10 protein-coding genes and 1 pseudogene are annotated in these 10,881 nt (G+C 75.8%); all 11 read right to left on the bottom strand.

Translation table 11 applies throughout. The features are described 5' to 3' along the window. A pseudogene (locus tag ACFW1A_RS32615) lies at window positions 1-1,306 on the bottom strand (hypothetical protein); the annotation flags it as partial. 62 nt (window positions 1,307-1,368) lie between these two features. Further along, a complete protein-coding gene (locus ACFW1A_RS32610; RefSeq protein WP_380415333.1) occupies window positions 1,369-1,524 on the bottom strand; it encodes a DUF6760 family protein in 156 nt (51 codons plus the stop codon). Continuing rightward, complete coding sequence (locus tag ACFW1A_RS32605) at window positions 1,521-2,018, bottom strand: hypothetical protein (protein WP_380415330.1); 498 nt, start codon at window positions 2,016-2,018, stop codon at window positions 1,521-1,523. Before ACFW1A_RS32605 ends, ACFW1A_RS32610 begins: the two co-directional genes overlap by 4 nt. Beyond that, a complete protein-coding gene (locus ACFW1A_RS32600; RefSeq protein WP_380415328.1) occupies window positions 2,015-2,464 on the bottom strand; it encodes a phage tail protein in 450 nt (149 codons plus the stop codon). Before ACFW1A_RS32600 ends, ACFW1A_RS32605 begins: the two co-directional genes overlap by 4 nt. Before the next feature lie 86 nt (window positions 2,465-2,550). Continuing rightward, the gene (locus ACFW1A_RS32595) at window positions 2,551-4,110 is read right to left on the bottom strand and encodes a phage tail sheath family protein (RefSeq protein WP_380415326.1); all 1,560 of its coding nucleotides are present in this window, start codon (window positions 4,108-4,110) and stop codon (window positions 2,551-2,553) included. Between the two features lie 141 nt (window positions 4,111-4,251). After that, a complete protein-coding gene (locus tag ACFW1A_RS32590; RefSeq protein WP_380415322.1) occupies window positions 4,252-6,282 on the bottom strand; it encodes an ATP-binding protein in 2,031 nt (676 codons plus the stop codon). Beyond that, window positions 6,279-6,989 carry a DUF4255 domain-containing protein gene (locus tag ACFW1A_RS32585; RefSeq protein WP_380415320.1) on the bottom strand — a complete coding sequence of 237 codons (711 nt, stop codon included), beginning with the start codon at window positions 6,987-6,989 and terminating at the stop codon, window positions 6,279-6,281. The genes ACFW1A_RS32590 and ACFW1A_RS32585 overlap by 4 nt, the downstream gene beginning before the upstream one ends. 138 nt (window positions 6,990-7,127) lie before the next feature. Beyond that, on the bottom strand, window positions 7,128-7,757 hold the full coding sequence (locus ACFW1A_RS32580) for a response regulator transcription factor (RefSeq protein ID WP_380415318.1): 630 nt from the start codon (window positions 7,755-7,757) through the stop codon (window positions 7,128-7,130). A gap of 178 nt (window positions 7,758-7,935) precedes the next feature. Then, entirely contained in the window at window positions 7,936-9,105 is a 1,170-nt protein-coding gene (locus ACFW1A_RS32575; protein WP_380415316.1) for a zinc ribbon domain-containing protein, read from the bottom strand. A 267-nt stretch (window positions 9,106-9,372) separates the two neighbouring features. After that, the gene (locus ACFW1A_RS32570; RefSeq protein WP_380415314.1) at window positions 9,373-10,452 is read right to left on the bottom strand and encodes a Zn-dependent alcohol dehydrogenase; all 1,080 of its coding nucleotides are present in this window, start codon (window positions 10,450-10,452) and stop codon (window positions 9,373-9,375) included. Window positions 10,453-10,523: 71 nt separating this feature from the next. Continuing rightward, the coding region (locus tag ACFW1A_RS32565; RefSeq protein ID WP_380415312.1) for an aldehyde dehydrogenase family protein at window positions 10,524-10,881 on the bottom strand (358 nt) is incomplete at its 5' end.

The following is a 10,881-nucleotide window of genomic DNA, read 5'->3' as shown; positions in this document are numbered from 1 at the left end:
CGGCACCGGCAGGCGCGGCGGCCCGCGCGGCACCGGATGCCGGGGCACCGGACACCGTCGGCCCGCCGGGCTGCGGCGCGGCGCCGGCCCGGTCGCCCAGCAGCGGCGCGACCGCCGAGGCGGGCAGCTCCGCGAGCGGCTCGCCCAGCCCGGACCGCCGCTGCCGCTGCACCACGGCCGAACCGTCCACCACGGGCCCGGGCTTCGCCGGCGGTCCGGCCTGCGCCGCGCGGGCGGGCTCCGCCGACTCCGCGGCCCGGGTCGCACCGGGCGCCCGGTCGGCGCGCTGCACCACCGGACCGGCCGCACCCGCACCCGTGGGCCCGGGGGCCGCAGTCCGCTGCACCGCATCTGCCGTCCGCTGCACCGGGGCCGCGGTCGCGGGCAGCCCGCCGTCCAGCGGCGCGGCCAGCCCGGTCCGGCCCGCCGCGGTCGCCTCCGGCGCCGCCTTGGCCAGGCGCAGCTCGCCGGCGTCCGGCAGCGCGGCGCGCTGCACCGCGGCCGTGGTGGCCGTGGTGGCCGCGGTGGCCGGGGATTCGACGGCGGCCGCGCGCTCGCCGACGGTCGCCCGCACCTGCGCCGGCGCCGAGGTCGGCGGCACGGAGTCCGGAAGCACGGAGCCCGGGAGCACGGAGCCCGACGCCGCGGTCGCCGTCTGCGCGGACGCGGACGCCGTCCGGGGCGTCGACAACGGCAGCGCGGGCAGCGGTGGCGCCGGCCCGACCACCGGGGCCGCCTTGGTCAGCCCGCCGACGGCGGCCCGCTGCACCGCACCGGCCCGCGCGGGCACTGCCGGGCGCGGTACCGCCAACCGCGGCAGCGCGCCGCCGGCCGACGCCCCCCGGGCGGGCGTCTCCCCGCCCGGGGCACCCCCGACCGCCGGCTCCCCGGCCGGTGCCTCGTCCAGCGGGCGCACGTAACTCAGCTCCGCCGCACCGGCGGCGGCCCGCTGCACCGGCACCCCGGCCACCGGCCGGAGCACCCCGTGCAGCACCCCGGCGGGCGCGGCGGAGCTCACCGCATGGCCCAGCGGCCCGGTGAACGAAGGATTCTGACGGGTCGTCAGCGAGGAGATGAAGCGCCCCGGGTCGGCCAGGTCGGCCGCCCCGGGCGCACCGCCGGTCGCCCGGCTGATCGGCGGCAGCGCCTGCCAGTCGGCCCGCCGCACCGGCGCACCGCCCGCGGGGTCACCGGCCCGGCCTGCGGCGGTGCCGACGACACCGGCACCGTCCGCGGCGGCCTGCGGCGCGGCAGCCGCCGTGCCCTCGTTCCGCCGCCCCAGTCCCAGCCGGTCCCGCAGTGCCATGGTGCGCCCACTCCTCGTCTCTCGTGTCCTGACTCCCGCCCGCTCAGCCCTCGCCGCCCCGGTCAACCGTCATTGATGCGGGTGTTGATCCGCGCGATCTCCTGGACCCAGCGGATCCGGTCCGCGTGGGTCAGGTCGAGGATCTGGTCCTGCCCCCAGTGGAAGTGGTAGGCGATGTACGCGGCCTCCTCGTACAGGCGGTCGGCCGCGTACGTCACGATTCCCCCAGGCGCCCGCCCGCGAGGTCGACCTCGAACGGCGTGCTGCAGGACGGGCAGGTCACCGCGGCCCGGGTGTGGCCCTCCGCGTTGATCCGCCGGTAGAAGTCCTGCAGGAACGCCAGGTCGGAGGCGAACAGCTCCTCCACCACGTCCGGCCCCGGGTTGACCACGGTGCCCAGCCGGGTGATCACGGTGCCGAGCAGCACCACGGTCAGGTAGGCCGGGTTGTTCTTCACCCGCAGGTCGATCAACGGCATCAGCTCGTCCCGCGCGGTGGCCAGCCGCATCGAGCCGCGCCGGTGCACCGCGCCGGCCGGGTCCACGTAGCCGCGCGGCAGCTCGAACTCGAACTCGGTGCGCAGCGGCTGGGCCACCGGTGCGGGGGCGGGCGCGGAGGCCACCGCCGGCTCGGACGGGGCGAACTCGCCCGAGCCGTACTCCTCCTGCTCTCCGGGGCCGACCGCGCCGGCCCCGACCGTACGACGCCTCACGACAGGACGACATCCTCGAAGACCACGGTGACCTTCTCCAGCGCCGCCTCGGAGCTGCCCGCCTTGAGGTTCGGGCCCTCCCACTTCTTCACCCAGGCGCGCTGCAGCTCGATCTTGCGGACGACCTTGCCCTCGGAGTCGTTGACCGTGATGGTGCAGTTCTGCCGGGCCGTGGTGACCGCACCGTCGATCATCGACTTCTTGAGCCACTCGGTGAACTTCTCGCTCTTGCTGATGCCGCGCGTGATGGTCACCTCGCCGCCCTTGCGGGCACCCGCGAGCTTGCGCACCAGCAGCTGGCCGGTCTGGGTGACCTCGTAGTGGTCGATCGAGTCGAGCTCGAAGGAGAGCCCGCTCACCTCCTGCAGGGTCTCCACCATGTAGGCGCCGAGCTGGACGGTGAACAGGTGTGTGGCGAGCGCGTTGCCCGCAGCGGAGTCCGCCATCTCGGACTACCACCTTTCTCTGCGTTCGGGAGACCGCGCGGTCCGGGCGACCGCGCGGTCCTGGGGACGTGGCCGGACCCGGTCGGCTACTCGAGCACCAGGCTGGTGCTGTCCGAGAACTGGGACAGCCGGAACACGACGAACTCGGCGGGCTTGACCGGGCAGATGCCGATCTCGCAGACCACCTGGCCGAGGTCGACCGAGGAGGGCGGGTTGGTCTCCGCGTCGCACTTCACGTAGAACGACTGCTGGGCGGTGGCCCCGAACAGCGCGCCGCGCCGCCACTCCTCGGTGAGGAACGCGGTGATGTCGCGCCGGATCGAGAGCCAGAGCAGCTCGTCGTTGGGCTCGAAGACGGTCCACTGGGTGCCCAGCAGGATCGACTCCTCGAGGTAGTTGAAGAGCCGTCGGACGCTGATGTACCGCCAGGCCGGGTCCGAGGACAGGGTGCGCGCGCCCCAGATCCGGATGCCGCGGCCGGGGAAGGCCCGGATGCAGTTGACCCCGATCGGGTTGAGCAGGTCCTGCTCGCCCTTGGAGACGTTGGTCTGCAGGTCGATCGCGCCGCGCACCACCTCGTTGGCCGGCGCCTTGTGCACGCCGCGCTCGGCGTCGTTGCGGGCCCACACGCCCAGCATGTGGCCGCTCGGCGGGACGAACTTGTTCTGCCCGCTCGCCTGGTCGAAGACCTTGATCCACGGGTAGTACAGCGCGGCGTACTTGGAGTCGTAGCCGGCGCCCTCCAGCCGCCACTCGCGGATCTGGCGCGGCGTCATCTCCGGCAGCGGGTCCAGCACGGCGATCCGGTCGCCCATCAGCTCGCAGTGCGTGATCATCGCGCTCTGCACGGCCTTGACGCCCTCGGCGTCGATCTGGCCCTGCTGGTAGGCGGCCATCAGGTCCGGCACCGCCAGCATGGTGATCTCGTCGATCGCCTCCAGGCCGGCGAAGCCGGTGCGGGCGTCCGCGTCGCCGACGTACTCGGCGGCCGAGATCCCGGCCGGGACCACCTCGGCCGAGGCGGCCGGCACCGCGAGGGTGACGGTCTGCTTCTGCGGGCGGGACAGCGCGCCGGCGGCGGCCGCGGCCTCCTCCAGCTGGATCAGCGCCGAGCGCTCCTTGACCTGGGTCACCGCGTAGTTGCGGGCGCTCTTCTTGGCCGAGACGTCGAACGTCTCCACGGCCTTGCCGCCCTGCTTGACCACCAGCTTGAAGCGGTCCTCGGCGGGGTTCTCGCCCTCCGCGTCGGCCACCTCCACGCTCAGCTCGCCCTCGACACCGGCCAGCGCGGCCACCTTGAAGGCACCCAGCGCCACGGCCTCGCCGACCGGCAGCTGCTTCGCCTTCGCCGCACCGGGCTTGGCCTTGGCCGCCTCGCCCACCTCGGCCCCGACCCGCACCACGTACGCGATGCCGCCGCCGTTGGCGAAGTAGCCGTACACCGAGTGGGCCAGGTAGGCGCCCTCGGTGAAGGAGCCGAACTCCTGGACGTACTGGGTCCAGCTGGTCACCAGGGTGGGCGTGTGGAACGGCCCCTTCTCGGCGAAGCCGACGAACGCGGCCACCGAGGTGCCCACGCCCTCGATCGGGCGGGGGCCGCTGGCGACCTCCTCCACGTACACCCCGGGAGACAGGTACGAAGCCATCCTCTGGCACTCCTTCACTCAACAACTCCGGTCCACCGAAAGCCTTCCGGTTCCCGGCCCGGGTGACCATGACCGCCCGTCACCGACCGGGGGCAGGGGCCGCTGCCCGTTCGGGCACCCCCGGCGGGGCCTCCCGACGGGTCAGTCGGCCCGCTCCGCGGCCCACTCGCCGAACTCGCTCGCCAGCACCAGCCGGCCGAGCTTGCGGTACTCGCCGCGCACGGCGGTCATCAGGTCGCCGGTGTCCACCGGGCGGCCCGCGGCGGCGGCCCGGTAGCCGGCGGTCACGGTGCAGGCGCGGATCGAGCCGCCGGCCAGGTCGAAGCGGGCGGCCAGGTCCAGGTCGAGCCCGTCGGCGCGGGGCACGGCGGCGCCCAGGCAGCGGTCCCACAGGGCGCGGCGCCCGGCCAGGTCGGGCACCGGGAAGTCCACGATGATGTCCAGCCGGCGGGTGAACGCCTCGTCCAGGTTGGCCCGCAGGTTGGTGGTCAGGATGGCGATCCCGTCGAACGACTCCATCCGCTGCAGCAGGTAGGCGCTCTCCATGTTGGCGTAGCGGTCGTGCGCGTCCTTGACCTCCGAGCGCTTGCCGAAGACCGCGTCGGCCTCGTCGAAGAGCAGGATCCCGTTGATCCCGGCCGCCTCGGTGAAGATCCGCTCCAGGTTCTTCTCGGTCTCGCCGACGTACTTGTCCACCACCGTGGACAGGTCCACCACGTACAGGTCCACGCCCAGGTCGGCGGCGACCACCTCGGCGGACATGGTCTTGCCGGTGCCCGAGTCGCCCGCGAACAGGGCCATCACGCCCCGTCCGCGCCCGCCGCCCGGCCGCATCCGCCACTCGCCCAGCACCCGGTCCCGGTGCCGGGCGCGCAGCGCCAGCTCGCCCAGCTGCCGGGCGGTCCCCGGCGGCAGCACCAGGTCGGCCCAGCCGACCGCCGGCTCCACCCGACGGGCCAGCCGTTCCAGGCCCGCCGCGTTCTGCGCCCGCACACCGGTGCGCACCTCGGCCGGGCCGACCGGACCGCCCGCCAGCTGCGCCTGCCGGGCCGCCGCGCGGGCCGCCCGGCGCAGCTGATCCGGGGTCAGCTGGTACGGCGAGAGCAGCTCGGCCAGCTCGGCGACCGGCTCGGCGGGGCCGAGCGCCTCGCGGAACAGGCCGACCCGGTCCGCCACCGCGAGCGGCGGGGCGGTCACCAGCAGCGGGCTCTCCTCGGCCCACAGCGGGTCCCAGGTGCCGGTGCCGGTGAACAGCACCGGCACCGGCAGCGCGGCCAGCCGGCGCAGCAGCCGGCTCCGCTCGCCCTGTCCGGCCGCGTCCAGTGCCTCCAGCGGCCCGATCACCAGGGCGCCGCCGGTCAGCCGGGCGGCCCGGGCCAGGCGCGGCAGCAGCAGCTCGGGGTGCGGTTCGGCGGCGAGCGCGGCCAGGTCCAGGCAGAGCGCCGGGCGGTCGGCCGCCGCCAGCGCGGTGGCCGCCAGGGCCAGGGCCGAGCCGCCCACCGGCTCGCGCAGGTGGACCAGCCGGACGCCCTGGCGCAGCGCCGCCGTCAGCGCCTCGGCGGCCGGGCCGGGCAGCCGGGCGGGGCGGACCGTCAGCGCGGCCAGCGCCGGGTCCGGTGCGCCGGTGCCGAGCAGGTGGGCCGCCACCTCGTCGGGCACCCGCAGCGGGCGGGTGAGGAACGGCCGCTCGGGCTCCTCGACCAGCAGCAGCCCGCCGGCCACCAGCGGCCCGCCCGGGGCCAGCCGGGCGCGCAGCGCGGCCTGCGGCGCGCCCACCCGGGCGGGTGCGCCGAGCAGTTCCAGCGCCAGCGCGGCGCAGGCCCGGCGGCGCGAGACGTCGTCGTTGAGGTAGCCGTAGAGCTGTTCGTAGCGCGGCTCCAGGTCCGGCAGCAGCGCGATCAGCAGCAGGTCCAGGTCGACCGGCGCCAACTCGAACTCCCGGGCCAGCCGGTCGAGCGCGCCGCCCGGCTCGGGGTCGGCCGGCTCGGCCGCCGGCGGCGGCTCCGGCGGTGCCCCGGCCAGCAGCCGGTCGGCCTCCTCGGGCGAGAGGTAGAGGCCGCGGAAGGCGTCGTCCGGCTTCGGGTCCACCGCCTGCCGGGCCGCCACCACCGCGCGGACCCGCTGCTCGACCAGCGCGAGGCGGGCGGTCAGCTCGCCGTCCACCCCGCTCACTGCCCGATCTGCCCGGGCCGCGCCGACCTGGCCGCCTCGCCGCGCAGTCGGCGCATGCCGACCGCGCCGGCGCCCGGCACGCTCTGCCGCTCCGGCTCGTCCTCGAACCGCGGGCGGCGCACCTCGGGTTCGCCGCGGTCCCGGTCCTGCACGCTGAGCAGCAGCGCATCGGTCACCAGCGGCGCGGTGGTCCGGCTCAGCGGCTGGATCGGCGCGGTGACCACCAGCTCCAGCGAGGGCTTGAGGTCACCGCCGAGCGCCGACCACAGGTCGGCCGAGGAGCGGTTCTCGGCCGGCGGGGCGCCGACCGAGCAGGGCAGCGCGGCGCCGACCTCGGCCAGGCTCCCGGTCAGCCGCTCCGGGCCCAGCGCCTGGTGCGGCAGCAGCCCGGCCAGCAGCACCGAGAGCAGCCGGTGCTCGTCCTGCGGCCGCTTGGTCCAGGCGCTGACCAGGTAGCAGAGCCGGTACCAGCGGGCCGCCTCGTACTCCACCCCGGGCTCGCCCGGCTCGCCGGGCTTGCGCTGCCAGCCCTGCTGGCGGCGGGTCAGGTCCTCCCGCACGTCGTAGAGGAAGAGGTTGACGGTGGGGGCGTTGCGCCGCGCCACCCAGTCCCGGGTGGGCGCCTCGAAGGCCACCTCGATCCCGGTCCCGGCCAGTACCTCCTCGTCGAGCAGCCCCTGCAGCGCGTGGTCGACCTCGTGGATCACGGGGTAGCGCCCCCTCACCTGTTCGTTCCCGTTCCGACGTCCGCCGGCCAGCCTGGCCCGGGCGCCGCCCCGCGCGCACGGGCGGGCGGACGCTCGCGGGGGCAGCGCCGGCTGCCTGAACGGGCAACCGCCGGTGCGTCAGATCAGGCCCTGGCGCATCGCGTAGGCCACCGCATGCGCCCGGTTGCGCAGCTGCAGCCGCGAGGTGACGTCGTGCAGCACGTTCTTGACGGTCCGTTCGGAGAACGCCAGCTTGGCGGCGATCTCCCGGGTGTCGTGGCCCTCGGAGATCAGCCGCAGCACCTCGATCTCGCGCTGGTGCAGGCCCGAGAAGTTGAGTCCGCGCGGGTCCAGCACCTGGCGCTGCAACTTGCCCATCTGCTCCAGCAGCCGGCCCAGCAGGTCCGGTGGGATCGCTCCCTCGCCGCGCACGGCGGAGCCCAGCACCCGGACCAACTGGTCGGCGGTGGCCTCCGACCGGCGCAGCAGGCCGACCACCCCGCACTCCACGGCCGTGGCCATCGCGGTGTCGTCCAGGGTGGACACCACCAGCACCAGCGCGGCCGCCACCGTGCGGCGCAGTGCCCGCAGTTGGGTGGCGGTGCGCTGGTCCAGGCCGTCCGCGACCAGCAGGACGACATCGGCCTGCCCGATCTCCGCGGCCTCCAGCAGCCGCAGTTCGGGCCTGGTGCGCAACTGGGCGACCACGCCCGACTGCGAGATCGGATCCTCGGCCTGCACCCGGACGGCGATGCGCTTCGAGATCATGCTCTGCCTTCTCTCCCCTGAGGGTCCCCGGCCGCGCGGGCCGTTCGGGCAGCCGTCGCGGGCCGCCGGGACCTTCCTGCGTGGGCGCCCGCCGGTGGGCAGGCGCCGTTCCCCTACCGGGCTCTACGGGGAGAGCTCGCCCGGAGGTTCGTGACTGCGCAGGTGTCAAGCGTCACATTCAGTTGCCGCCCGGCTTCGTGCCGAAGAACTCCACCTCCGCGACGGCGACCTGCTTGTCCGGACCGGTGCCGTAGGCGCTGAGGATGTTCAGCCGGACCTTGACCACCTTGTCCAGCCGCAGGTCGAAGCTCTGCGCCCCGTCGGCGGCCAGCTCCAGGTGGGTGGTGCTGGTCCGGCCGTCGGCCGTGGTGGCCACCAGGTCCACCGCGTGCGGGCGGGCCTCGGCCAGCTGCTTGTCCGGCTCGGCCGAGACACCGGGAGTGATCAGCACGTTGAGCAGGTGCTCCGGCTGCGCGAAGGCCGCCTCCAGCCAGGTGTTCTGCGGGTCGCCGCCGTAGCCGTTGCCCCACCAGGAGTTGGAGATCTTGTCGATGGTCAGCTCGGGGCCGTGCCCGTCGTAGGAGTGCGAGGCGGTCATGGTCACCGGGTCGACCGGCACCCGCTTGGCGAAGTGGTCGGTGACCGCCTCGGTGGCCGGGCCCGACCAGACCACCACGGCCACCAGCACCGCGACCACCACCACGACGACCAGGACCCGGCGCACCAGCGCCCACGGGCCGCGCCGCAGCCGGGGCCGCTGGCCGGCCCAGGGCGCCTCCCGGCCGCGGAAGTCCAGCAGCCGGCGCCACCAGGGGCGGCGGGCGGCGGCGGCCTCCGGCTCGGCGAAGGCGGCGGCGCAGCGGCGGCAGAAGTGCCGCTCGTGCGGGTTGACGGTGTCGCACCAGCGGCAGGTGATGCCGTCCAGCACCTGCTCGTCCACCACCGCGCGGACCCGGGGCCCGCTCTCCTGCGGGCGGCCGGGCAGCACCGCGGCGGCGGCGCCCGCGGGCTGCTCGACGTGCTCGGGGACCGGGACCAGCAGGGCGTGCGCCCGCTCCGTCCTGAGCACCTCGACCACCGGGATCTCGGCGGTGTCCGGGTCCTTGGTGGGAACCGCGGCGGCGGCGGCTTCGGCGGCGGGCGCCGGGGCGGCCGGCTCGGCGGGCGGGGCGGGCTCCGCGGCGGGCCCGGTCGCCGGCTCGGCCGGGGGCTGCGCCGCGGCCGGCTCCTCCCCCGCCCAGCTCAGGAACGCCCCGCAGGCGTCACAGAACTTCCGGCCCGACTCGACGGGCGCACCGCACTCGGTGCACTCGCGCTCCTTCGGCGTCGGGGTCTGACTGGCACTCACCGGGCGGTCCTCTCCGGCACGGTGCGGCGGGCCGCACCGCTGCTGACGTTGGCGGGAAACGCGGCCCCGGCCACCCCTCGGGGTGCCGCAGGGCCGCGTCCGGCGCACGCCTCCGAGGGGGGGATCGCAGCGGAGACGCCGCCTCGGGTCAGCAGTCTGACCGAGCCGGCACCGGCCGCCCAGGCCCCGGGGACCCGCGCCGCAGGCACCCCCGCTCGCCCCTTCGACCCACCCCGGCTGCCCGAACGGACACCCGCCGGCGGACCGTCAGAACACCACCAGCGAGCGCCCGCCGTGCCCGGCGGCCATCCGCTCGAAGGCGGCCGGGATCTCGTCCAGGGTGATCCGGTCGGTGATCAGCGCCTCCAGGTCCAGCCGACCGGCACGCACGTGCTCGGCCAGCAGCGGCACGTCCTTCGCCGGGTCGCTGTTGCCGTAGACGCAGGCCGACAGGGTGCGGGCGAAGTGGAACAGCTCCAGGGCGGAGAACGAGACCAGGTCGTCCTTGCCGCCGATCCCCACCACCGTGGTCCGCCCGCCGCGCCGGGTGGTGCTCCAGGCGGCCCGGATCGTGCTGCCCCGGCCCACGCACTCGAAGGCGTGGTCGGCGCCGTGCCCCTCGGTGAGCTTGCGCACCGCGCGGGCGGTCTCCCCGTCCGCGAGCAGGAAGTCGGTCGCCCCGTGCCGGCGGGCCAGCTCCTCCTTCTCCGGCGTGACGTCCACCGCGACGATCGGCCCGGCCCCGGCGATCCGGGCCGCCTGCAGCACGGCCAGGCCGACCCCGCCGAGCCCGTAGACCACCACGGACTCGCCGGCCCGCACCCGGGCGGCGTTGTGCACCGCGCCGTAGCCGGTGAGCACCGCGCAGCCCAGCAGCGCGGCCGAGGTCAGCGGCACCCCGGCCGGCACCGGGATCAGCGCCCGCTCGGCCACCACGGTCTCCTCGGCGAACGCGGCCACGCCCAGGCCCGGGTAGACCCCGGTGCCGTCCGCCAGCGCCGCGAAGGTCTCGCCGTAGCCCTGCGCCGCGCGCTCGCACAGCCACGGCTCGCCGAGCCCGCACAGGTGGCAGGCGCCGCAGGCCGGGGCCCAGTTGAGCACCACCGGGTCGCCGACCCGGACGGCGGTCACGCCCTCGCCGACGGCGGTCACGGTGCCGGCGCCCTCGTGGCCCAGCACCACCGGGGTGGCGGTGCGCAGCACGCCGTTGGCCAGCGACAGGTCGGAGTGGCAGACGCCGGCCGCGGCCAGCTTCACCCGGACCCGGCCCGGGCCGGGCTGCGGCACCTCGATCTCGGTCAGTTCCAGCGGGGCGCCCACGGCGGTGAGCAGGGCAGCGCGAACCATGGTGATCCTCGATGTCGTCGGAGCGTGCGGGGTGGTCGGAACCGCGGGGCCGGCCGGCCCCGCGGGGCGGCTCAGAACTGCAGCGACTTGGTCTGCAGGAACTCCTCCAGGCCGGCCCGGCCCAGCTCCCGCCCGATCCCCGAGGCCTTGTACCCGCCGAACGGCGCCAGCGGGTTGAACCGGCCGCCGTTGATGTCCACCTGGCCGGTGTCCAGCCGCCGGGCGAACGCCACCGCGCTCTCCTCGTCGGCCGCCCAGACACCGCCGGCCAGGCCGTACTCGGTGCCGTTGGCGATCTCCAGCGCGTGCTCCTCGTCGCGGTAGGCGATGACCGAGAGCACCGGGCCGAAGATCTCCTCCTGGGCCACCGTCATCTCCGGCGTCACGTCGGCCAGCACGGTCGGCCGGACGTAGTAGCCGGTGCTCAGG

Origin of the sequence: Kitasatospora sp. NPDC058965 (assembly GCF_042741245.1) — a bacterium.
In the GTDB taxonomy this organism is placed as follows: Bacteria; Actinomycetota; Actinomycetes; order Streptomycetales; family Streptomycetaceae; genus Kitasatospora.
This window is presented reverse-complemented; position numbering and strand designations above follow the sequence as displayed.